Origin of the sequence: Roseateles oligotrophus, assembly GCF_014204525.1 — a bacterium.
GTDB classification, from domain to species: Bacteria; Pseudomonadota; Gammaproteobacteria; order Burkholderiales; family Burkholderiaceae_C; genus Paucibacter_A; species Paucibacter_A oligotrophus_A.
This window is the reverse complement of record NZ_JACHLP010000011.1, coordinates 140,375-162,743: the sequence shown is the minus strand read 5'-3', so window position 1 is coordinate 162,743 and position 22,369 is coordinate 140,375. Positions and strand designations below refer to the sequence as shown.

General features: G+C 66.7%; 22 protein-coding genes. 7 read left to right on the top strand and 15 right to left on the bottom strand.

All coding sequences use genetic code 11. The features are described from left to right. Positions 1-15 precede the first annotated feature (15 nt). Positions 16-627 (bottom strand): hypothetical protein, encoded by a 612-nt coding sequence (locus tag HNP55_RS21795; RefSeq protein WP_184304136.1) that lies wholly within the window; start codon positions 625-627, stop codon positions 16-18. 147 nt (positions 628-774) lie between these two features. On the opposite strand from HNP55_RS21795, the gene HNP55_RS21790 reads away from it, so the two are divergent. Next, positions 775-2,028: a glycosyltransferase family 4 protein gene (locus HNP55_RS21790; RefSeq protein WP_184304134.1), complete on the top strand. Its 1,254-nt coding sequence runs from the start codon at positions 775-777 to the stop codon at positions 2,026-2,028. Here the strand turns inward: HNP55_RS21790 and lplT are convergent. From lplT to HNP55_RS21755, 7 genes are all read right to left on the bottom strand, one after another. Then, a complete protein-coding gene (gene lplT / locus HNP55_RS21785) occupies positions 1,964-3,247 on the bottom strand; it encodes a lysophospholipid transporter LplT (RefSeq protein ID WP_184304132.1) in 1,284 nt (427 codons plus the stop codon). The genes HNP55_RS21790 and lplT overlap by 65 nt on opposite strands. A 125-nt stretch (positions 3,248-3,372) precedes the next feature. Further along, the gene (locus tag HNP55_RS21780; protein WP_184304130.1) at positions 3,373-3,981 is read right to left on the bottom strand and encodes a CBS domain-containing protein; all 609 of its coding nucleotides are present in this window, start codon (positions 3,979-3,981) and stop codon (positions 3,373-3,375) included. A gap of 114 nt (positions 3,982-4,095) precedes the next feature. Beyond that, on the bottom strand, positions 4,096-4,662 hold the full coding sequence (locus HNP55_RS21775; protein WP_184304128.1) for a DUF1415 domain-containing protein: 567 nt from the start codon (positions 4,660-4,662) through the stop codon (positions 4,096-4,098). Next, entirely contained in the window at positions 4,652-5,779 is a 1,128-nt protein-coding gene (locus tag HNP55_RS21770) for a M14 family metallopeptidase (RefSeq protein WP_184304126.1), read from the bottom strand. Before HNP55_RS21770 ends, HNP55_RS21775 begins: the two co-directional genes overlap by 11 nt. Then, positions 5,776-6,972 (bottom strand): M20 aminoacylase family protein, encoded by a 1,197-nt coding sequence (locus tag HNP55_RS21765; RefSeq protein WP_184304124.1) that lies wholly within the window; start codon positions 6,970-6,972, stop codon positions 5,776-5,778. Before HNP55_RS21765 ends, HNP55_RS21770 begins: the two co-directional genes overlap by 4 nt. A gap of 86 nt (positions 6,973-7,058) precedes the next feature. Then, the gene (locus HNP55_RS21760) at positions 7,059-8,195 is read right to left on the bottom strand and encodes an ABC transporter substrate-binding protein (RefSeq protein ID WP_246448576.1); all 1,137 of its coding nucleotides are present in this window, start codon (positions 8,193-8,195) and stop codon (positions 7,059-7,061) included. A gap of 149 nt (positions 8,196-8,344) precedes the next feature. Then, positions 8,345-9,886, bottom strand: a complete 1,542-nt coding sequence (locus HNP55_RS21755; protein ID WP_184304121.1) for a methyl-accepting chemotaxis protein — start codon at positions 9,884-9,886, stop codon at positions 8,345-8,347. Between the two features lie 120 nt (positions 9,887-10,006). On the opposite strand from HNP55_RS21755, the gene HNP55_RS21750 reads away from it, so the two are divergent. From HNP55_RS21750 to HNP55_RS21740, 3 genes are read left to right on the top strand one after another with little or no spacing between them, the layout of a single operon-like run. Further along, positions 10,007-12,082, top strand: coding sequence for a molybdopterin-dependent oxidoreductase (locus tag HNP55_RS21750; protein ID WP_184304119.1), 2,076 nt, complete (start codon positions 10,007-10,009; stop codon positions 12,080-12,082). Beyond that, the gene (locus HNP55_RS21745) at positions 12,082-13,143 is read left to right on the top strand and encodes an aminopeptidase (RefSeq protein ID WP_184304117.1); all 1,062 of its coding nucleotides are present in this window, start codon (positions 12,082-12,084) and stop codon (positions 13,141-13,143) included. The genes HNP55_RS21750 and HNP55_RS21745 overlap by 1 nt, the downstream gene beginning before the upstream one ends. A gap of 5 nt (positions 13,144-13,148) precedes the next feature. Then, the gene (locus HNP55_RS21740) at positions 13,149-13,472 is read left to right on the top strand and encodes a polyhydroxyalkanoic acid system family protein (protein WP_184304115.1); all 324 of its coding nucleotides are present in this window, start codon (positions 13,149-13,151) and stop codon (positions 13,470-13,472) included. Positions 13,473-13,501: 29 nt separating this feature from the next. Here the strand turns inward: HNP55_RS21740 and HNP55_RS21735 are convergent, their stop codons facing one another. Next, positions 13,502-13,753 carry an acyl-CoA-binding protein gene (locus tag HNP55_RS21735; RefSeq protein WP_184304112.1) on the bottom strand — a complete coding sequence of 84 codons (252 nt, stop codon included), beginning with the start codon at positions 13,751-13,753 and terminating at the stop codon, positions 13,502-13,504. Between the two features lie 142 nt (positions 13,754-13,895). Here HNP55_RS21735 and HNP55_RS21730 point away from each other — a divergent pair, with 142 nt between their 5' ends. Then, positions 13,896-15,302: a wax ester/triacylglycerol synthase family O-acyltransferase gene (locus tag HNP55_RS21730; RefSeq protein ID WP_184304182.1), complete on the top strand. Its 1,407-nt coding sequence runs from the start codon at positions 13,896-13,898 to the stop codon at positions 15,300-15,302. Positions 15,303-15,365: 63 nt separating this feature from the next. Here the strand turns inward: HNP55_RS21730 and HNP55_RS21725 are convergent, their stop codons facing one another. The 3 genes from HNP55_RS21725 to HNP55_RS21715 all read right to left on the bottom strand — a co-directional run bounded on the left by HNP55_RS21725 (position 15,366) and on the right by HNP55_RS21715 (position 17,420). Continuing rightward, positions 15,366-15,707 carry a hypothetical protein gene (locus HNP55_RS21725; protein ID WP_184304111.1) on the bottom strand — a complete coding sequence of 114 codons (342 nt, stop codon included), beginning with the start codon at positions 15,705-15,707 and terminating at the stop codon, positions 15,366-15,368. Between the two features lie 263 nt (positions 15,708-15,970). After that, positions 15,971-16,744, bottom strand: coding sequence for a hypothetical protein (locus tag HNP55_RS21720; protein ID WP_184304109.1), 774 nt, complete (start codon positions 16,742-16,744; stop codon positions 15,971-15,973). Positions 16,745-16,757: 13 nt separating this feature from the next. Continuing rightward, positions 16,758-17,420, bottom strand: a complete 663-nt coding sequence (locus HNP55_RS21715) for a TetR/AcrR family transcriptional regulator (RefSeq protein WP_184304107.1) — start codon at positions 17,418-17,420, stop codon at positions 16,758-16,760. A 171-nt stretch (positions 17,421-17,591) separates the two neighbouring features. Between HNP55_RS21715 and HNP55_RS21710 the strand changes: the two genes are divergently transcribed. Both HNP55_RS21710 and HNP55_RS21705 read left to right on the top strand, forming a co-directional pair. Beyond that, positions 17,592-18,539 carry an ABC transporter ATP-binding protein gene (locus tag HNP55_RS21710; RefSeq protein WP_184304180.1) on the top strand — a complete coding sequence of 316 codons (948 nt, stop codon included), beginning with the start codon at positions 17,592-17,594 and terminating at the stop codon, positions 18,537-18,539. After that, positions 18,536-19,306 carry an ABC transporter permease gene (locus HNP55_RS21705; RefSeq protein WP_184304105.1) on the top strand — a complete coding sequence of 257 codons (771 nt, stop codon included), beginning with the start codon at positions 18,536-18,538 and terminating at the stop codon, positions 19,304-19,306. The genes HNP55_RS21710 and HNP55_RS21705 overlap by 4 nt, the downstream gene beginning before the upstream one ends. Positions 19,307-19,310: 4 nt before the next feature. Here the strand turns inward: HNP55_RS21705 and HNP55_RS21700 are convergent, their stop codons facing one another. From HNP55_RS21700 to HNP55_RS21690, 3 genes are read right to left on the bottom strand one after another with little or no spacing between them, the layout of a single operon-like run. Next, on the bottom strand, positions 19,311-21,005 hold the full coding sequence (locus HNP55_RS21700; RefSeq protein WP_184304103.1) for a flotillin family protein: 1,695 nt from the start codon (positions 21,003-21,005) through the stop codon (positions 19,311-19,313). Between the two features lie 42 nt (positions 21,006-21,047). Beyond that, the gene (locus tag HNP55_RS21695; RefSeq protein ID WP_184304101.1) at positions 21,048-21,680 is read right to left on the bottom strand and encodes a YqiJ family protein; all 633 of its coding nucleotides are present in this window, start codon (positions 21,678-21,680) and stop codon (positions 21,048-21,050) included. Beyond that, positions 21,677-22,369 (bottom strand): PspA/IM30 family protein, encoded by a 693-nt coding sequence (locus HNP55_RS21690; RefSeq protein WP_184304099.1) that lies wholly within the window; start codon positions 22,367-22,369, stop codon positions 21,677-21,679. The genes HNP55_RS21695 and HNP55_RS21690 overlap by 4 nt, the downstream gene beginning before the upstream one ends.

Sequence of the window (22,369 nt, the reverse complement as noted above, 5' to 3'; positions counted from 1 at the left end):
TTCCTGGCGGGGCGCTCAGCCCGGCGTCTTCACATGCTCCATCGGGTCGATCAGCTCGCCGCGCAGCAGGTGCAGCGGGGCCTTGTGATAGAGGTAGATGTCGTGGAAGGGGTCGGTGATGATCTTGGTGGCCCAGGCGAAACCGGTCATAAAGCTCTGCTGAATCCATAGCTGCAGGACGCGGAACACCAGGCCCGCCACACCCAGGGCCAGCCAGGCCATGCCCACATCGTGCAAAAAGCCTTGCAAGTCCGTGGCCGGCGTGATCAGGCCGAAGAGCGAGGGCTGCAGCCACAGCAGGGCGGGCAGGGCCACCCAGACGGCCAGCAGCACGATCTTGCGCTGGATGTTGTAGCCGATCTTGATTTCTTCCTTGTGCGCATCGCTGGCCTGGTTGACATGGTCATAGCCGCGCGGCTCGAAGAAGAAATGCCCGGCCTGGCGGCTGGTCATGGAGACACACCAGGCCAGCAGCGCGGCCTTGGCGGGGTCGACGAAGAGCAGGGCGTAGGAGATGAGAAAGCAGATGGCGCTGAGCAGGTGCAGGCTTTGGTTGATGCGGCTGTGGTGGTAGTAGCGGTGATCGTCCCAGCGCTGCACGGCGAGTGTGTTCAGAAGTTCCTTCACGTGGCGGCCTCTTGTTGGAGTGGATAAGCATCAGGCAAGGCGCGGCCCCGGCAGGGGCGGCGTGACGCGATGGTGACGGGCCCGCGTGAAATCTGCGTGACGGTGGCTTGTCATCGAACTGTTATGCAGCCGCGGCAGGATGGGGCCATGAATACCGAACATCGCAGCGAACAGAACCCTGGCATCGTGGTGGACCAACTGGCTGCGGCCCAGCGTTCGCTGCGCATCGCCTTCGTCACCGAGACCTATCCGCCCGAGGTCAATGGCGTGGCCATGACCATCGCGCGCATCGTTGACGGCCTGCACAAACGTAACCACGATGTTCAGCTGATTCGGCCGCGCCAGGAAGCCGGCGATGCGGCCGAGCGCGGCCCGCGTTTCCACGAGGTCTTGATGCGCGGCCTGCCCATTCCGCGCTACCCCAATCTGCGCATGGGCGTGCCCTCCAAGCGGGCCCTGGTCCAGCTGTGGTCGGTGCAGCGGCCGGATGTGGTGCACATCGCCACCGAGGGCGCCCTGGGCTGGTCGGCGCTGCAGGCGGCGCAGCATCTGAAGCTGCCGGTGTGCTCGGACTTCCGCACCAACTTCCACGCCTACAGCCGCCACTACGGCATCGGCTGGCTCTACAAGCCCATCATGGCCTATCTGCGCAAATTCCATAACCGCTGCCAATGCACCATGGTGCCCACCGAGGCCTTGCGGCGCGATCTGGAGGCCAGCGGCTTCAAGCAGCTCAGCGTGGTCTCGCGCGGGGTGGACATCGCGCAGTTCACGCCGCAGCGCCGCAGCGCCGCCCTGCGCGAGCAATGGGGGGCGGGCGAGGACGATCTGGTCTGTATCTATGTGGGCCGCATCGCGCCGGAGAAGAATCTGGCCACCTTGGTGACGGCCTTTGCCGCCGTGCAGGCCAGGAGGCCGCGCGCCAAGCTGGTGGTGGTGGGCAGCGGCCCGCAGCAGGCGGAGCTGCAGGCCAGCCTGCCGCAAGCCATTTTTGCCGGCCAGCGCAAGGGCGAGGACCTGGCCGCGCATTACGCGTCCGGCGATCTCTTCCTCTTCCCCAGCCTGACCGAGACCTTTGGCAATGTCACCACCGAGGCCATGGCCAGCGGCCTGGCGGTGCTGGCTTTTGACTACGCCGCCGCGGCCCAGCTGATCCGCAGCGGCGACAACGGCGTGCTGGTCGCCATGGACGATAACGCCGCCTTCGCGCGGGCCGCATCGCTGGCCGCCAGCGACCTGGCCGGTGTGCGTCAGATGGGTGAAAAAGCCTGCGCCACCGCACGCGAGCTCGACTGGGCCAGCATCGTCGCCCGCTTCGAAGGCGTGCTGGACGCCGTCATGCTGCGCGCCCAGGCGCCCCAGGGCCTGCCGCTGCTGACGACGCGGCGCTCGGTGGTTTGACGGTTCGCCGTCTTTCACGCGCCATCAGGCCCACGATCGCCAGCGCGATCGCCAGGCCCCAGCCCCACATCAGCGTGATTATGGGCACATCCATGGCCAGCAAGGCCGCGTAGACGGCCAGCATGGCCAGCACGCTGGCGTTCTCGTTGAAGCCCTGCACGGCGATGGAGCGGCCGGCGCTGAGCAGGCAAAAGCCCCGGTGCTGCAGCAGGGCATTGAGCGGCACCACCAGCAGGCCGCCCACCAGGCCCACCAGTACCAGCAAGGGCAGGGTGAGGCTCAGCTGCCGGCTCATGCCCACCGCCGGAATCAGCAGGCCCAGCAGCACGCCGCAGACCAGCATCTGCTTGGCCGCGGCCAGCGGCACCCAGCGCCCGGCGATGCCCGCGCCCAGGACGACGCCGACGGCCACCGCCGCCTGCAGCAGGGCGGCCCGGTCCAGCGCCAGGCCCAGCACATCGGCGGCCCAGCGCAGCACGGCAAACTGCAAGGTGGCGCCCACGCCCCAGAACAGGGTGGTGACGGCCAGGGACAGGCCACCCTCGCGGTCCCGCCACAGCAGGCGGTTGGCGCGCCAGAAGTCCTGCAGCAGGGCGCGTGGCTGCAGGCTTGCGCAAGCGGGGTAGCGGGCGCCGCTGTCCGGTATGCCCAGATTGAGCACACTGGCCAGGGCGTAGACCAGGCTGAGCGCCAGCATGGAGCCGCTCAGCCCGCTCCCCGGGCTCAGCCCGTGAGCCAGGGTCACCCACAGCGCTTGTTGCAGCAGCCAGGGGCTGACCAGCAGGCCGCCCAGCACCACGCCCAGCAGCGCTGCGCCCACGACGGACACCTCCAGCCAGCAATTCGCCCGCACCAGGTCTTGGGGCGCGACCATCTCGGTCACCAGGCCGTACTTGGCCGGCGCATAGGCGGCGGCGCCAAAGCCGATCAAGGTGAAGGCCAGCACGGGTGCGAGGCCCAGCAGCAGGGCCGCCACGCCCAGCAGCTTGACTCCATTCATCCAGGCCATCAGCCGCGCTTTGGGCATGGCGTCGGCCAGCGGCCCGACGAAGGGGGCCAGCAGCACATAGGACAAGGTGAAGCCAAACTTCAGCAAAGGCGCCCACCAAGCGGGCGAGCCCTGTTCCTGCAAGAGGGCGATGGTGACGATCAACAAGGCGTTGTCCGCCAGCGCCGAGGCGAACTGAGCCGCGATCAGCAGGTGGAAACCAGGAGGCATAGGGGGCTCTTCGCGTCTTCTTGCTGCCGCCCCCCGGCAGGGGCGACGAAGACGGGAGCGTGACAGGGTGGCGTGAAAAGCTGGTGACAGAGGGCTTCGCCCCGGGCCACCCATGCCGCGGGTTCCTAGGGCCGCAGCGCCGCCCCCAGCTCCGCAAAGTTCTGCGACTGAATGCCTTGCGGAATGCGCAGCCCCAGGGCCGCCTCCAGGCGGCGGGCCGAGAACAGGCCGTGCAGGCGCGGGCCCTCGGCATGCGGGTCAATGACGACCAGATAGGGCTGGCTCAGCTGCATCAGCGTCTGCACCACATCGCCGACGCTGGCCTTCTCGACCGTGGCGCGCTCCAGCACCTGCCAGTCACCGACCGGCGTCATCAGGTGATCCAGGCGCAGATCCTCGTGATGCACATGGTCGGCCAGGGCCCGCTGGACCGGCTTCTCGCTGGCCAAGTCGTCCCGCGTGACCAGGCCGATGACGGCACCGTCCACGCCGGTGACAAAACTCATATGCACGCGGGCGCGCAACATCATGTGCAGGGTCTGGTCCACGCCGTCGCCTTGATCGGCCATCACGCAGGGCGCGAAGCGGAACGAGGTCATCAGGCTCAGCGCCGGGTCGCTCAGGCGAGCGTTGACCTCGGGCATGGGCAGGCGTGGCGCGCGCTGGCTGCGGGCCAGGGGCAGGGCGTGGTAGGGCAGTTCGGCGCTGGCGGCGAGGTCGGGCTGGGTGGTCATGGGCTGCACTCCTGCTGGGCTGGTGGGTGTTCAGCGCTTTTACTCCTGCCACGCCCGGCCGGGCTGGCTTGTCCCTGATTGGGGTGAGTGTTTTTTTGCCGCCGCGCCAGCGGCTCAGGCTTTCAGGCCCAGCGCCTTCCAGCCTTGCAGCCCCAGCTTCTCCAGCGTGGCCATATTGGCTTCGTAAATCGCATCGGTGTCGGCCATGGTCTCGGTGGCGCGCTCAATGCTGCTCTCGCGCAGCAGATGCAGCGTGGGGTAGGGCGAGCGGTTGCTGTAGTTGCTGATCTCGTCCACCTCGGTGCCGGCGAACTGGTATTGCGGGTGGAAGCTGGCGATCTGCAGCTCACCATCCAGCGCCAGGTCCTCCACCAAGGCGTCGGCCGCGCCCAGGAAGTCGTTGAAGTCCAGGAAGTCGTTCAGCACCTGGGGGTGGATCAGCAAGCTGGTCTCGATCTCGTCCGGGTCGGCGCGCTTCAGGGCCAGCAGCTCGCGGGCCAGCTCCTTCAGCAAGTCCTCCGGCGTGCTGGCCGCGCTGACCACATAACGCAGGCGTTGATTGACATGCACGCTCTTGGCAAAGGGGCAGAGATTGAGGCCGATGACGGCCTTCTCCAGCCAGGCCTGGGTTTCCTGCTGGACCTGGGCGGCGTCGGGGGGGAGGGTGTTGTTACTGCTCATGATTTGTTGCGAGACCATTCAATGCCTGCTGCGCGGCCTCAAAGGCCTGGCGCAGCAGGGCTTGTTTCCATGCGGGGCTGTCAATATAAAAGGCGTCGCGTATCTGCTGCTTGATGCTGCGCAGCTGATCTGCAGAGGCCTCGGGGTGAGCCTCCAGCCAGTGGTCGGCGCGCAGGGCATCGATCATGGCTTTCAGCGGCACGGTGCCGAATTCCAGCGCGATGCCGGTGTAGCGGGCCTGCGGGCAGCAACTTGCTATCACCGGCCACATCAGGCCCACCAGGGGCGCGGAGCTGGCGCTGCCCTCGGCCAGCGAGGTGACTTCGGGCCCCCACCAGGCGCGGGCGCGGGCGAGTTGACCGGGGTCTTGCGCCGAGCCGGCAAAGATGCGCTCGCCATGGCCATTAGGCCCCAGGCCGGTGTGCAGATCTATCCAGGCGATGTCGCTGGCGCCGGCGCCTTGTTCTTGCAGCACATGGCGCAGGGTCTGCTGGCTCCAGGTCGGCGCATGGCCGCCGTAGAACAGGCCGAGCTCATGCGTGTACTGGCCGCCGCTGATGGCTTGCTGCAGGGCGGCCTCGCCGTGGCGGGCGGCGTAGTCGGCCAGCAGCGCCTCGTCGGCGGCCGTGGGCGGCCAGTGCGGGGGCAGCAGGGCGCTGGCGATTTCTTCGTAGCCCGGGTTGGCCGGCAGCGGGGCGTGCTGGGCGAAGTCGTGGAAATTGCGGTTCAGGTCCACCCCCTCCTGCGTGACCCGGCGCAGCCAGGAAAAACCCCAGGGGTTGAGGGCGTGGATATGGAGCACGGCCAGCTCGGGCTGCGCCCGCACGGCGGCCCGCCAGCCGGCGTCGCTGAGCAAGGCGGTTTGAATGCCCGAGCCGCAAAAGCCTTCCACGCCGTGGCAGGCGCTGCTGATGATCAAGAGCTTGCGCGCCTTGGGTGCCCCTTGGCGCACGATGTCCATGGCCAGGCGCTCGCCCTCGCGGCCCAGCAAGGGGTGCCAGTGCGGTTCGACGTCCAGGCCGGCGGCCTCGGCGGCGGCGATGAATTTGGCGCGGGCCTCGGCATAGCTGGCCGAGAAATAACTCGATGCCTGGGCGGCGTCAAATTCGGTCTTCATGGCTGTGGCCGGTTCAGCCAGGCCTCGGCCAGGCGCACCCACATGGAGCCGCCCAGGGGGATCAGCGCGTCGTTGAAGTCATAGCTGGGGTTGTGCAGCATGCAGGGCCCCAGGCCGTGGCCGCCGACGCGGTGGCTGCCGTCGCCATTGCCGATCAGGAAGTAGCAGCCCGGCGTCTGCTGCAGAAAGAAGCTGAAGTCCTCGGCGCCCATGGTGGGTTCGAATTCCTGCACCTTGTCGGGGCCGGCCATCGCGCTGAGCTGCTGGCGCACGAACTCGGTCTCGGCCGCGTGGTTGATGGTGGGCGGGTAATTGCGCTTGAAGCGGAACTCGCATTCCAGCTCAAAGGCCTCGGCAATGCTTTGCGCCACGGTTTGCATGCGGCGCTCGATCAGGTCCAGGGTCTCCAGCGTGAAGGTGCGCACCGTGCCCTCGAGATGACAGGCGTCCGGGATCACATTGGTGGCCTCGCCCGCATGGATGGTGGTGACCGAGATCACGCCGGCATCGATGGGCCGCTTGTTGCGGGTGATGATGGTCTGGAAGGCCTGCACCATCTGGCAGGCCGCCGGCACCGGATCAATGCCCAGATGCGGCATGGCCGCATGCGCGCCCTTGCCGCGCAGGGTGATGAAGAACTCATTGCTGGAGGCGAACACCGGCCCGCTCTTGACGGCGAACTCGCCGGCCGCCATGCCGGGCCAGTTGTGCGCGCCGAAGATGGCCTCCATGGGAAAAAGCTCGAACAGCCCGTCCTTGATCATCTCGCGTGCGCCGCCGCCGCCTTCTTCGGCGGGCTGGAAGACCAAGTAGACCGTGCCGTCGAAATTGCGGTTTGTGGCCAGATGCTTGGCCGCCGCCAGCAGCATGGCCGTGTGGCCGTCGTGGCCGCAGGCGTGCATCTTGCCGGGGTAGGTGCTGGCGTGCGCAAACTTGTTGTGCTCGGTCATGGGCAGGGCGTCGATATCGGCGCGCAGGCCCACGGCGCGGGTCGACGTGCCGTTCTTGACGATGCCCACCACGCCGGTCTTGCCCAGGCCGCGGTGCACGGGGATGCCCCATTCCGTCAAGGCCTTGGCAATCACATCGGCGGTGCGCTGCTCCTGGAAACACAGCTCGGGGTGGGCGTGGATGTCGCGCCGCAGGGCTTGGATGCCGGGGGCATCGCTCAGAATGGTGTCGATCAGCTTCATGGCGCTTCCTCAAAATGCGCAGCGCCAGCGAGCACGGAGCTGGTTGGCGCGCCCTGGTTTCGAGTTTACCCGCGCCCCGCCGCCCCTCAATGCCTGACCTTGCCATCCCCCGTCAGCAGCGAGAGCTCCACAAAGCCCGAGCCCTGGTGATCGTGTGGGCCGAAGTTGACGCGGAAGCCGCCGGCGTTGAAGTCGTGCATGGATTCCAGCGCCGTCACCAGGCCCTCACGGCTGGGCTTGCTGCCCATGCGGCGCAGGCCTTCGCTGATGACCTTGGCGGCCAGATAGCCCTCCAGGGCCGTGTAGTTGGGGCGCGCGTCGCCGCCGGCCTTGCGCAGGGCGGCCTGGTACTCGGCCACCACACCGGAGGCCGTGCCGTAGGGGTAGGGCATCACCTGGCTGACCGCCACACCGGCAGCGTCGCGGCCCAGCTCGTCCGACAGGGCTTGGGTGCCGACGAAGGAGACGTTGTAGATCAGGCCGCCATAGCCGGCCTTGCGGGCCTCGCGGATGAAGGCGGCGCAGCTCTTGTAGGCGCTGACCAGGACGATGGCCTCGGGGTGGCGGCCCTGGATCAGCGCCTTCACCGCCTTGGCCACATCGACCGAGTTGCGTTCCACCGTGGCCACCCCCGTGGGTGCCAGGCCCTGCGCCTTGAGCGCAAGCTGGGCGCCGTTCAGGCCGGCCTGGCCATAGCTGTCGTTCTGATGGAAGACGGCGATGCGGTTCAGGCCCAGCTGGGTCAGCTGTTTGACGATCAGTGCCATCTCGTCGTTATACGAGGCACGCAGATGGAAGACCCAGCGGCTGAAGGGTTCGCGCAGGGCTTGCGCGCCGGTGAGCGGCGCGAAGAAGGGGATCTTGGCCGTGTTGACCAGGGGCAGGGCGGCCAGCGAGGTGGGCGTGCCCACATAGCCGAACAGGGCGAAGACCTCGTCGGCGATCAAGGCCTCGGTATTGGCCTTGCAGCGCTCGGGCTCGTAGCCATCGTCCAGGCTTTTCAACACGACCGGCAGGCCGTTCACGCCGCCGCTCGCGTTCAGGGCGTCGAAGAAGAGTCTGGCGCCGGCCTGCATCTGCAGGCCCAGCTGGGCCGTCGGGCCGCTCAGCGCGGCGGACTGGCCCAGCACGATGGCGCGCTTCTCATCGGCCCGGGACAGGCCGCTGATACTCAGAGCAGCCAGGCCGCTCAGGCCTTGCCTGAGGATTTGTCTTCTTTGCAAGTGGGGCTCCCTCAAGACGATGGGGTGGTGCAGGGTCGGGATGATCCTGCCGGCGCCCCGCATTTTGATGGCTGGAGGGTGCTGTCCGTGAAGGCTTGACGCTAGGGCGCGACGCTTGTTTCAATTTATTGCGACCGGCCCGGTCTGACTCAGCCGAGGCGGAACTGCGAGACGGTGGACAGCAGGCGGCCGGCTTGCTCCCGCAGGCTTTCGGCGGAGGCGGCGCTTTGTTCCACCAGGGCGGCGTTTTGCTGCGTCATCTGGTCCAGCTGCTGCACGGCCTGGCCGATTTCATTCAAGGTGGTGGCCTGGCTGCCGGACTGGCCGGCAATGCCGGAGATCACCGTCGTCACCCGCTCCACGCTGCCGACCACCTCGGTGATCTTGCTGCCCGCCTGCGAGACCAGATCGCTGCCGCGCTCCACCTGGGCGATGGTTTCCGAGATCAGGGTCTTGATCTCCTTGGCGGCCTGGGCGCTGCGGCCGGCCAGGCTGCGCACCTCGGCGGCCACGACGGCAAAGCCGCGCCCCTGCTCGCCGGCCCGGGCCGCCTCGACGGCGGCATTGAGGGCCAGGATATTGGTCTGGAAGGCGATGCCGTCGATGACGCCGATGATGTCGCCGATCTTGCCCGAGGCGCGCTGGATGTCGCTCATGGTCTCGACCACGCGTTGCACCATGGCGCCACCTTGCTGGGCCACGCCGGCGGCGCTGGCCGCCAGCTGGTCGGCCTGGCGGGAGGCGCCGGCATTGTCGTTGACGGTCTGGGTCAGTTGCTGCAGGGCCGCGCCGGTCTGCTCCAGGCTGCTGGCGGCCTGCTCGGTGCGGTTGGACAGGTCCAGGCTGCCGGAGGCGATCTCGGAGGAGCTGGTCTGCACCTGCTCGGCGGCGGTGCGCACATCGGCCATGGTCAGGCGCAGCTGGCCCTGCATATCGCTCAAGGCCTGTTGCAGCCGCGCCAGCTCGTCCTGGCCCTGGACCTGCAACTGGCCGGACAGATCGCCGGTGGCAATGCGTTGGGCCACTTCCTGGGCGGCCGACACCGGCTCGGTGACCGAGCGGGTGATGACGATGGCGATGACCGCGCCGCAGGCGATGGCCGCCAGCAGGATGGCCAGGGTCAGGTTGCGGGCATGGCGGGCCTCCTGGGTGGCTTGGTCCACGGCGTTGCGCAGTTCGGCCTGCATATTGTCGGCATAGGCCCCCAGCGCCTCCAGATACTGGTTCATCACCGGGATCAGCTCCTTGACGATGCGGACCTTGCCGTCCTCGCCGGCAGCCGTCTGCTTGTAGAGGGAGTCGCGCAGCGCCTGGTACTGCTTGCGGGTGTTCATGACTTGTTCGTGCAAGGCATTGCTGCGTTCGGACTGGCTGAGCAGGTCCACCTCTTTCTGCAACTGCTCGATGGTGGCCGAGACCACCTTGCTCTTGCTGGTGAAGGCTTCCACAAAGGCCTTGTCCTCCACCACCATCTGCACCATGCGGCGCTGGATATTGGCCTCGGTGAGGCCGGCCCAGCGGCGGGCCAGGTCCAGGGCCCGTACTTCGTTGGCGACCAGGGATTCCAACCGGTCGCTGAGGGTGGCCACGCGCATCAGCCCCAGGGCGGCGGCCAGCATCATCACGGCCATGGTCAGGCCAAAGCCCGTCAGCACCCGCGTGCGCAGGCTGGTGGAGGAAAGAAAAGTCATGGTAGCTCCCTGCGGATTCTGATCATCTTTAGGCGCTGATCATGTGCGAATTCCGCGCCGGGCGAGCTGCGGATAAGACTGTGAATGCCGGCGCTTTTGGCGCTGTGCAATAGTAGAGGGATGAGCCAAGCCGACCCTTACTCGCCCCTCTCCCCGTCTGCGTCCCAGTCTGCCTCTCGCGTCGTCAAGGGCGCCTGCCCGCACGACTGCCCCGACACCTGTGCGCTGAAGATCACCGTCGAGAACGAGCGGGTGATCAAGGTGCAGGGCGCGGCCGAGCACCGCAGCACCCATGGCGCCCTGTGCACCAAGGTTTCGCGTTATGCGGAGCGCACCTATCACGCGGAGCGCGTGTTGCGCCCGCTCAAGCGCGTCAGCGCCAAGCATGAGGCACCGCGCTTCGAGCCCGTTAGCTGGCGCGAGGCCCTGGACGATATCGCCGCCCGGCTGCAGGCGATTGCCGCCCGCGATCCGCAAGCCATACTGCCTTACAGTTATGCCGGCACCATGGGCCTGATCCAGGGGGAGAGCATCTCGGCCCGCTTCTTCAACCGCCTGGGGGCCTCGCGCCTGGATCGCACCATCTGCGCCGGTGCCGGCGGCGCGGCCATGACGGCCACCTACGGCCACAAGGTGGGCATGCATCTGCCCTTTTTTGCGGAGAGCAAGCTGATCCTGATCTGGGGCAGCAATTCGATCGCCTCCAATCTGCATTTCTGGACCTTCGCCAACCAGGCCAAGCGGGCGGGGGCCAAGCTGATCTGCATCGATCCACGCAAGACCGAGACCGCCGATAAATGCCATCAGCACATCGCCCTGCTGCCCGGCAGCGATGGCGCCCTGGCCCTGGGCCTGATGCATGAGCTGATCCAGCACGACTGGCTGGACCACGACTATCTGAACGCCCATGTCGACGGCTGGGACGAGCTCAAGGCCCGCGCCCTGCAATGGCCGCCCGAGCGGGTGGCCGAGGTCTGCGGCATCACGGCCGAGGAGGTGGTTCAGCTGGCGCGCGACTATGGGCAGACCCAGCCGGCCGCCATCCGCCTGAACTACGGCATGCAGCGGGTGCGCGGCGGCGGCAATGCGGTGCGCCTGGTGGCCTTGCTGCCCTGCCTGACCGGCGCCTGGCGCAACCGTGCCGGTGGCCTGCTCTTGTCGGCCTCGGGCTGGGTCGCGCCCTTCAAGAACTCGGCCCGGCTGGAAAAACCCGAGCTGCTGCAAGGCCCCGAGCCGCGCATCATCAATATGAGCACGATAGGCGACGACTTGCTGCGCCCGTCCTCGGCCGATTTCGGCCCCAGGATTGAGGCCTTGATCGTCTACAACAGCAATCCGGTGGCCGTGGCGCCGGAGTCGCCCAAGGTGGTGAGCGGCTTTGCGCGCAGCGACCTCTTCACCGTGGTGTTGGAGCACTTCATGACCGACACCGCCGATCTGGCCGATTACGTCCTGCCCGCCACCACCCAGCTGGAGCATCTGGATGTGCACACCAGCTATGGCCATACCGATGTGCTGATCAACGAGCAAGCCATCGCGCCCATCGGCGAGGCCAAGTCCAATACCCAGATCTTCCGCGAGCTGGCCGCCGCCATGGGGTTCACCGAGCCCTGCTTTGCCGAGACGGACGAGCAGCTGGCGCGCCAGGCCTTCACCTCCGCCATCGACTTCGAGGCCTTGCGGGCCCAGGGCTGGCAAAGCCTGCCCCTGGCCGACGCGCCTTTTGCCGCCGGCGGCTTCCCCACGGCCAATGGCCGGGTGCAGGCGGCCGGCGCCGACTATGTGGCCAATTACGAAAGCCGGGCCTCTAACCCTGATCTTGCGCGGCGCTACCCACTGGCCATGATCTCGCCGCCGGCGCGCAACTTCCTCAACTCCAGCTTCGTCAATGTGAAGAGCTTGCGCGATATCGAAGGCGAGCCCCTGGTCGAGGTGCACGCCGAGGACGCCGCCGCCCGCGGCCTGCAGGACGGCGCCATGGTGCGCGTCTTCAACGACCGCGGCAGCTATGTCTGCCGCCTGGCCGTCAGCGCGCGGGCCCGGCCCGGCGTGGTCAACGGCCTGGGCGTGTGGTGGCGCAAGCTGGGCGCGGCCGGCAGCAATGTCAATGAGGTGACCCATCAGGGCCTCACCGATATGGGCCAGGCGCCGAGCTTCTACGATTGCCTGGTGGAGCTGGAAGCGCTGGCCGCCTGATGATGAAGCCGGGCCGCAAGCTGCTGGCGCTGTTGGCGGCGGCGCTGCTGTTGGCCGGGGTGTCAGGCTGCGCCCAACTGGCTTATCTGAGCCAGTCGGCGGGCGGGCATCTGCGCTTGCTGGCCTCGGCCCAGCCGGTGGAGCGCTTGCTGCAAGACCCGCAGACAAGCGCCGAGCTGGGCGAGCGCCTGCGCCTGGCCCAGCGCCTGCGCGAGTTCTCCGTCCAGCAGCTGCAGCTGCCCGACAACGCCAGCTATCGGCGTTATGCCGATCTGCGGCGCGAGGCCGTGGTCTGGAATGTGGTGGCCGCGCCCGAGCTGAGCCTGCGGCTCAAGACCTGGTGTTTCCCGCTGATGGGCTGCGTGGGCTATCGCGGTTACTTCGACCCGGCCGAGGCGCAGGCCTATGCGCGGGCTTTGCAGGCCGAGGAGCCCGGGCTGGAGGTGCTGGTCTACCCTGTGCCGGCCTATTCCACCTTGGGCTGGAGCAATTGGCTGGGCGGCGACCCCTTGCTGAGCAGCTTCATCCGCTACCCCGAGGGCGAGCTGGCCGGCCTGATCTTTCATGAGCTGGCCCACCAACTGGTCTATGTGGCCGACGACACGGCCTTCAACGAGGCCTTTGCCACGGCCGTGGAGCGGCGCGGCGCCCAGGCCTGGCTGGCGCAGCGGGCCGACGCGCCGGCCCGCGAGGCCTATGAGGGGCGGCAGCGCGGGCGCGAGCGCTTTCGTGCCCTGGCCGGCCGCTACCGGGCGCAGCTGGAGGCGCTTTACCGTGGCCCGCTGAGCGAGGCCGAGAAGCGCAGCGCCAAGGCCGAGCTGATGCGGGCCCTGCGCGCCGAGCCAGGCCTGGGGGCCTGGGCGGCCCAGGCCAATAACGCCAGCCTGGCCCTGCTGGCGGCCTATAACGAGCTGAGCCCCGCCTTCGAGGCCTTGCTGGACGCCCAGGGCGGCGACTGGCCGCGCTTTTATGCCGAGGTGCAGCGCCTGGCGGCCCTGCCAAAATCACAGCGCCAGCAGCAATTGCTGTTACCTACCAAGAATCACCAGCCTGGAGACTGAAAATCATGGCCGATATCCGCATCCACCGAGACCATGAACTGGGCCTCAAGCGCGCCCGCGAAATCGCCTGGGCCTGGGCCGAGCAGGTCGAGGCCAAATTCGATATGGAATGCACCGTGCTCGAAGGCAAGAGCAGCGACACGGTGGAATTCAGCCGCTCCGGCGTTAAGGGTGAGCTGGTGGTGGCCGCCAAGCACTTCGATCTGCACGCCAAGCTGGGCCTGCTGCTTGGGGCCTTCAAGTCCAGCATCGAGGGCGAGATCCAGAAAGAGCTGGACGCCTTGCTGGCCGCCGAGCCGAGCAAGCCGGCCAAGAAAAAGCCGGCCTGAGGCCGGCGCAGTGGCGCGGGACGCGCTGCTTATTTGAGCGACTCGATCAAATCGATGTATTGCTGCTGGGCTTCGTCGGTACTCGTGCCCTTGAGGGCGGCCCAGGCGTCGAACTTGGCGCGGCCCACCATATCGGTGAAGCCGGGGCGCGAGCCTTCCACATCACCGGCGCTGCCTTGCTTGTAGAGGCCGTAGAGCTTGAGCAAGGTCATATTGTCCGGGCGCTCGGGCAGTTGCTTGGATGCTGCAACGGCGGCGTCGAATTGTTCTTTGAGGCTCATTGGAGGATCTCCTTTTTCGGTGTGACGCAGGGTCACTTGGTGACAATCGGTATGGACGGCAGCGATGTTAACCAGCATTGTTCGCCGTAAGTAGAGAGAGAGAACAAGACAGGAGACGACTTTGGCTTCTTTGCATGAACGCATGTCCAAGGTGGACACGGCCTGGCTGCGCATGGACACCGAGTCCAATCTGATGATGATTGTGGGCGTTTGGCGGATCCGGCCAGGCATCCAACTGGCGGCGCTGCGCGAGCGCATCGAGGCGCGGCTGCTGCAATACCCCCGCTTCCAGCAGAAAGTGCTTGAAGATTCGCTCGGCGCCCAGTGGGTGGAAGACGAAGATTTCGATATAGCCCGCCATGTGCAGGCCGAGATCCTGCTGCCCCTGCGCGGCCAGACGGCGGAGGAGGCGCTGAAGGAGCGGGTGGGTGAGTTGGCCATGCAGGCCCTGGATCCGGCCCATCCGCTGTGGCAGTTCCAACTGGTGGAGGAGATGGGCGACGGCTCCAGCGCCCTGATCGCCCGCATCCACCACTGCATCGGTGATGGCATCGCCCTGATCGCGGTGATGCTGTCCATCACCGACGGCGGCCGCGCGCCGCCCAAGCGCCAGCAGCAGGCCAGGGACGATCAGGACTGGCTCACCGACTCCTTGCTGCGCCCCATCTCGGCGATGACCATCAAGGCCATAGGCCTGGCCGGCAAGAGCATGTCCAAGTCGGTCGATCAGATGATGCATGCGCCGCACCCCATCGACAACAGCCTGGAGATGGCGCGCCTGGGTTACCAGGCCGTCAGCGATGTGGCCGCGTTTGCCCTGATGGCCGACGACTCCCCCACCCGCCTCAAGGGCAAGCCCGGCAGGGCCAAGCGGGTGGCCTGGGGCGAACCCCTGCCGCTGGACGCCGTCAAGGCGGTGGGCAAGGCCATGAATGCCTCCATCAATGACGTCTTGCTGAGCTGCGTGGCCGGTGCGATTGGCCGTTATCTGCAAGAGAAGGGCGACGATGTGGGCGGCCAGGAGATCCGCGCCATGGTGCCGGTCAATCTGCGCCCGCTGGAAAAGGCTTATCAGCTGGGCAACCGCTTCGGCCTGGTGCCCCTGGTGCTGCCCATTGGCATCGAGAATCCGGTGGAGCGGCTTTATGCCGTCAAGGCTCGCATGCAGGAGCTCAAGGGCAGCTTCCAGCCGGTGCTGGCCTTTGGCCTGCTGTCGGTGGCGGGGCTGTTGATCAAGCCGGTGCAGCAGGCCATGCTGAATCTGTTCGCCAAAAAGGCCACGGCGGTGATGACCAATGTGCCGGGTCCGGCCGAGGCCTTGAAGTTCTGCGGCGCGACGGTGGAGCGGGTGATGTTCTGGGTGCCGCAATCCGGCGATATCGGCGTGGGCGTCAGCATCCTGACCTATGCCGGCCATGTGCAGTTCGGCCTGATCACCGACAGCACGCTATGCCCCGACCCCGAGGGGGTGATTGCCCAGTTCACGCCCGAGTTCAACAAGCTGCTGGTGCTGGCGCTGATGCTGCCCTGGGGTTCGGAGCCGGATTGAGGACGAAAAAGAGGCGGGTCAGGCCCGCCCTTGCCTTGCGTCAGTTTTTTGGCCTGTGTTGGCTTATTTCTGTTCGGCCTTGGCCGCAGCCTTCAGATCGGGCTTGATATTGACGACCGGGCGGCCGGCGGCCGTGGGATAGGCCGACATCACGCGCAGCGGGTCGGCGCTGGCCAGATAGGCGGTGTACTGCTTGTCATTGCAGCCGACGAATTTGCCGTTCTGCTTCTCGCCACGGTACTCGCCCTTGCGGTAGACGAAGCTGTACTCATTGGAGTCGTTGGCCGCCGCGGCGGGCAGGTTCTTGGCCGCGCATTCAACGCGCAGGGCCGTGGCCTCGGGCGTTTGTGCGCAAGCCAGCATGGCCATGGGTGCCAGGATCAGGGCGGCAAGAATGGACTTCATATCGTCAGCCTTTGTGTCGTTAGGGTGCGGGAGCGGGCCTTGGGCCAGCACTTGTGGCAGGACCCGTTGAACCTGCAGCTTAGCGAAGGTGGCGCGGCGCTGACAAGCAGTGAATACGGGGGAGGGTTGATACGCACAGGGGCTTGGGTGTGATGTTTGTCACGCTTTGCGCTCCCTTGCGATACCGGCCTCAGCCCTGCCGCCTGTATCGCGGCAGGGCCTTCGCCAGCCACAAAGCGCCTTCCGGCCCTTTGTGCGCGGGCTCAGTCTTCCATTTCCTCGCGGGCCATGGCGATGTCCAGCGCCTCCATCGCGTCCATGGGCTCGCAAGCGGCCGCGTCGGCGTAGAGGGCCTCGGCCTCCTTCATGCGCTTGTCGCCCTCCAGCATGACGAGTCCGTTGGCGCGCTCCACCATGGCGATGGCGCTGGTGGGGTTGAGCTGCAAGGCCTGCACAAACAGCTTCAGGCCGGTGGCGGTGTCGGCGCCCTGGGTCTTGCCCAGCAGCTTGCCGACCTTGTCGATCACCTCGGCATGGAAGGCGCCCAGGGCGATATGGGCGTCGGCATGCTTGGGGGCCAGCTCAATGGTTTTCTCCAGGGCATTCTTGACCTTGCTGCCCAGGCCCTGGGCCAGGGCCTTGGCCACGCTGATGCCCTGGCCGTAGCGGCCGATGGCATAGGCCTCCCAGTAATAGGCATTGGGGTTCTTGGGCTCTTCCTCCTGCTGGGCGCCGGCGCGTTCGGCCACTTCCAGAAACATCTCCAGCTTGGTCTTTTCCTTTTTCTCCAGATAGTTGGCGTAGATGGCCTGGGCCTTGTTGGCCACCGTGATGCCCGCGCCGCCCACGGCCAGACCCGCGTCATGCGCCAGCTGGAACTCGCCGGCATGGAAGTGGATCCAGGCCTGCTGCACGGCCGCGTCCTTGGGGAAGGGCTCGGCGTCGCCAGCGTGCAGGCGGGCCCAGTGTTTTTTCAGCGTCGCCGGGCTGTACTGGAAGGCGCGGTTGTCATGCGGGAAGGCGGTCCATTTGGCCATGCTCATCTCTCCTTCAGGATTGTTGGTACTGGTTGGCAAGCGCGAATAAATGATCCTTGGAGGCCGGCTCCAGATAGGGCAGCAGCAGGCTCAGCACATGAAAGGCCCCGCGCATCAGGGCGGCACCGGCCTGCTCGGGCTCCAGGGCATGGCGGGGGTCGCGCACATATTCGAAGCTGAGCCAGTAGCTCAAGAGCACCACCATGGAATTGGCGGTGGGCAGGGCCTCGCGGCTGCCCGCCATATTCAGCACGCCGCCTTTTTGCAGGCCGGCCAGGACCTGGCGCATGGCCAGGCCTTTTTGATTCAGCACGGTCTGGAAATGGGTTTCCAGGCGGCGGTTTTTGGACAGCAGATCGTTCAGATCGCGGTAGAGGAAACGGTGCTTCCAGATCAGCTCGTAAAGCATGTGGAAGAACAGCCAGGCGTCCTCCACATTGCGCACATTCTCGGCCGCGGCCAGCAGATGGCCGAGCTCCTGTTCATAGCGGTTGAACAAGGCATTGATCAGCTCGTCCTTGGCCGGAAAGTGGTAGTAGAGATTGCCGGGGCTGATGCTCAACTCGGCCGAGATCAGGGTGGTGGAGACGTTGGGCTCGCCAAAGCGATTGAACAAGTCCAGCGTCACTTCGAGGATTCGTTCGGCGGTGCGGCGAGGCGTCTTTTTTGTGGCCATGAATAGGGGGTCTCCTGGCCTGGATTCTTGCATCAAGGCGGGGCTTGTCTCTAGGGTTTTCGCTCCACTGTCACGCGCGGGACGAGAGAGACCTTGGCGCAGCGCCGAAGTCGGCGCCTTCCTACAATCCAGGCCATGCGTGAACAAAACACCTCAACGGCCGGCAAGTCTTTGCCGGCCATTTCGTTTCAGAACGTCAGCAAGACCTATCGCGGCGGCCAGTTCAGGGCGCTGGACGGCGTGTCTTTCGACATTGGTCAGGGCGAGTTCTTCGGGCTTTTGGGCCCCAACGGCGCGGGCAAGACCAGCTTGATCAGCATCCTGGCCGGCCTGGCCCAGGCCAGCGGCGGCCAGGTCTCGGTGCTGGGGGCGGACGTGGTGAAGGACTATGCAGCCGCCCGCCGCCAGCTGGGCATCGTGCCGCAGGAACTGGTCTTCGACCCATTCTTCAGCGTGCGCGAATCGCTCCGTATCCAGAGCGGCTATTTCGGCGTGCGCAATAACGAGGCCTGGATCGACGAGTTGCTGCATGAGTTGGGGCTTAGCGACAAGGCTAACGCCAATATGCGCCAGCTCTCCGGTGGCATGAAGCGCCGCGTGCTGGTGGCGCAAGCCCTGGTGCACCGCCCGCCGGTGATCGTGCTGGACGAGCCCACGGCCGGCGTGGATGTGGAGCTGCGCCAGACCCTGTGGCAGTTCATCGCGCGCCTGAACCGCGAGGGCCATACCGTGCTGCTGACGACCCATTATCTGGAAGAGGCCGAGGCCTTGTGCGGCCGCCTGGCCATGCTGAAGCAGGGGCGCATCGTCGCGCTGGATCGCACCTCGGACCTGCTCAAGGGCCGCGCCGCCTCCATGCTGCGCTTCAAGACCGATGCCGCCCTGCCCGAAGTTTTGCTGCCCCAGGCCCGCATCACCGGCCGCATTGTGCAGATCAAGGCCCATGACGCGGCCGAGGTGGAGCAGGTGCTGGCCACGCTGCGCGCGGCGCACTGCCCGGTGGAGGATCTGGAGATAGGTCGCGCCGATCTGGAAGACGTGTTCCTGGAAATCATGCAGGGCGAAGCCAGGCCCCAAGCACAGACACAAGCACAGGTGCAAGAAGGAGTGGCCGCATGAGCCTGCTGATGCTGCAAGGGTCGCGGACCCTGTTTTACAAGGAAGTGCTGCGCTTCTGGAAGGTCGCCTTCCAGACCGTGGCCGCGCCGGTGCTGACCTCGGTGCTCTATCTGCTGATCTTCGGCCATGCGCTGGAGAATCATGTCAAGGTCTACGACACGGTGGGCTACACCAGCTTTCTGATCCCCGGCCTGGTGATGATGAGCGTGCTGCAGAACGCCTTTGCCAACAGCAGCTCCAGCCTGATCCAGAGCAAGGTGACGGGCAATCTGGTCTTTCTGCTGGTCACGCCGCTCTCGCACTGGGCCTGGTTTGTGGCCTATGTGGGCGCGGCCCTGGTGCGCGGCCTGGTGGTGGGCCTGGGCGTGCTGGTGGTGACGGCCTGGTTTGCGCCGCTGAGCGTGGCGGGCGCGGGCTGGATCCTGATCTTCGCCCTGCTGGGCGCGGCCATCATGGGCACGCTGGGCCTGATCGCCGGCCTGTGGGCCGAGAAGTTCGACCAACTGGCGGCCTTCCAGAACTTCATCATCATGCCCATGACTTTTCTCTCGGGCGTGTTCTATTCGGTGCATTCCCTGCCGCCGCTGTGGCTGGCCGTTAGCCATCTGAACCCCTTCTTCTACATCATCGACGGATTCCGCCACGGTTTCTTCGGCGTCAGCGACGTCTCGCCCTGGCTCAGCCTGGTGGTGGTGGGCAGCAGCTTCTGCGTCGTGGCGGGCCTGGCGCTGGAGCTGCTGCGGCGGGGTTACAAGATACGCAGCTGAGGGCTCAGGCGCCGGCCTGGGCCGGTGCCTGCAACATATCGGCCAGCTTGTGGGCCATGCCGGTGATGCCCTCGTTGCTGAGGCCGGCGTCCTTCATCACCGCGTCGACGATGGGCTTGGCGATCTGGTATTGCAGGGCCGAGTTCATCACCTGCTCGGGGAAGGTGCCCACCGCCTGAGTGCCGCCGCCCTCGTTCGCCGCCCCGGGCGCACCGCCGTTCAGCCCATTCACCTGGACGATGCGGATCGAGTCGATCTGCTCCATCGGCCGCACCGCCTGCTCGATGATTTGTGGCAGCTGTTGCAGCAGCTGGGTGCGCACCTGCAGATCGATCTGCGCGGCCGACAAGGTGTTCAGCGCCTCGTTGATGGCGCGTCGGCCCTCGGCCTCGGCCAGGGCGGCCGCCTGCTTGGCGCGTGCCTCGATGGTGATGGCCTCGGCGCGGTCCAGCGCCGCCTCCTTCTCGGCCGAGGCCGACACCTTGACGGCGATGGCCTGCTGTTCGGCCTCCTTGCTGGCCTCGATCAGCTGGATGTTCTTCTCCCGCTCGGCCACGGCCACCTGGCGGGCGGTGTTGACGCCTTCCTCGGCCTTGACGGCGTCGGCGCGCGCCTGATTGGCCTGGGCATCGGCCAGTGACTGCTCCTTGCTCTTGTTGGCGATGGCGATGGCCATGTCCTGGCGGGCGATTTCCACCTGCTTGCGCTGCTCGGCGCGCTGCATCTCGGTCTTGCGCTCCAGCTCGATCTCGCGCGTCTGCACGACCAGGTTTTTGTCGATCTCGGCCGCCTTGATCTCGCGTTCCGCCTCGATCTTCTTCTGGCTGACCTGGCGCTCCGCCTCGATCTTGGCGGCCTCGGCCTCGCGGCTGCGCTCGGCCTGCTGGGTGAGGATTTGTGCGGCCTGCTCGGCGCGCGCGGTTTCCACCTGGCGTTGCTGGGTCAGGGTGGCGAACTCCTGGTCCTGCTCGATGCTCAGCTTCTGGCGCTGCGCCTCCAGGTTCTTGGTGCGCATCTGCATCTCGGTTTCCTGCTCGACGTCGTTGCGCTGCTTGCGGCGTGCCTCGGTCTGCTCGGTCAGCCGGGTCAGGCCCTCGGCGTCGAAGGCATTGTTGGGGTTGAAGAATTGCTTGTCGGTCTGGTCCAGGCTGGTCAGCGAGACCGACTCCAGCTCCAGACCGTTCTTCTCCAGGTCTTCGGCCACCGCGTTCTGCACCGCCTGCACAAAGTCGCGGCGCTTGTCCTGCAGCTCCTGGATGGTCATGGTGGCGGCGGTGGCGCGCAGGGCGTCGACGAATTTGTCCTCGACCAGGGACTTCAACGCCTCCGGCGCCAGCGTGCGCGTGCCCAGGGTCTGGGCGGCCGTGCTGACGGCCTCGGCCGTCTGCTGCACGCGCACGAAGAAGGCGGCGGTCACATCCACCCGCATGCGGTCCTTGGTGATCAGGCTTTCGCGCTCGCGGCGCATGACTTCCAGTTTCAGCGTGTTCATATTGACCAGCACGCGTTCATGGAACACCGGCAGCACGATGGCGCCGCCGTCCATGATGACCTTCTGCCCGCCCAGGCCGGTGCGCACGAATGCGGTCTCCTTGGTCGAGCGCTTGTACAGGCGCGCAAACACCAGGCCTATGGCCACCAGGCCCAGCAGGGCGATGCCAGCGATAACGCCGAGTTCGATCAGATTGTTGTTTTCCATGGGTTTTCTCCTCGTTCGATGGGCTTGATGGCCAGCCCTTGATCAGCCTTGCACCAGGCCCGGATGCGGGTTGCGGATGGCGCGGTAGATGGCGCCTTGCTTGCGTACCAGCAGCAGCTCGCTGCCCTCCTCGAAGACCTCCTCGGCCAGGTCGGGTTCGACCAGCAGGTGGTGGACGCGGCCATGCTCGTCGCGCACCCGGGCCTGGGCGGCCAGGCCTTGGCGGGCCTGGCCGGCATAGACGGTGGCGATGCGGCCCAGCAGGGTCTGGGCGCTGACGGCCGTGCTTTCGTCGCGCGGGATGATGTGGGCCACCAGGGCGCCGAGCGCGCGCACCGTGGTCAGCCCGGCCGGCACGGCCGCCAGTCCGGCCAGCCAGGCCGGCAGGTAGTGGCCGACCAGGCCGCGGCTGACCAGTTGCAGGCTGTAGCCAAACAAGGCATAGCCGGTCAGGAACAGCAAGAGGATGACCAGGGCAGGCAGCCGGCCCAGATGCAGCCAGCCCAGCACCTGGTCCAGCGCGCTGTCATGGCCGGCCTCGGGCAGCCAGTCGTCCAGCCAGTTGCTGGGGCTCGCCGCGATCATCATGCCCAGGCCTTCCAGCAGGGCGATGCCGACGATCAGCGCGAAGGCGATGCCGAAGGGCAGGTTCTCGGGGGTGGTGAAGAGGCTCATGCTTGACCGTCGGAGCCGGGCTGCTTGAGCTGGGCCAGGCGGGCCTCGATCTGGGTCTGGCGCAGCAGTTCCTCCAGGGATTGCAGCTTGCTGGCGTCCGCCAGCCGGCCGGCGCGGGCCGGGCCGTCGAGGCCGGTTTGGCGCTCGTAAATGCGGTCAAAAGCGCCGGTGGCACCGGCCAGGCGCTGCTCGATCTGCGCCGCCGTGCTGCCGGCGGCCGAGCCGCTGGGCGTGTTCGCCATGGCCGCGCGGCTCTGCCGGAACTGGCTCAGCGCCGCCTCCATCTCGCGCCGCTTGGCCAGCAAGGCGTCGACATAGCCGCGGTGCTCGCCCTCCTGCTGGGCCAGTTCGGCCAGGTTGGTCTCCAGCAGGGGCAGCTGGGTTTCGATGTCCAGCTGGCGGCCCACGGCGGCGCGCGCCAGGTCCTCGCGGCGCTGGCCCAGGGCCAGCTCGATCTGGGCCTTCAGCGTGTCATGCTGGCGGTTCAGTTCGGCATGGCGCTGCTGGGCCAGGTGGCGGTTGGCGGTGAGCCGGCCCAGCTCGTGGCGCACCTCGTCCACCACCTGGTCCAGCTCGCGCAGGGCTTGCTCCATCATGGCCTCGGGCGCGCGCTCCTCGATGCGGTCCAGCAAGGCATGGACGCCGCCGGCCATCGCACGGGTGACGCGGGATCTCAGGGTTTCGGCCAT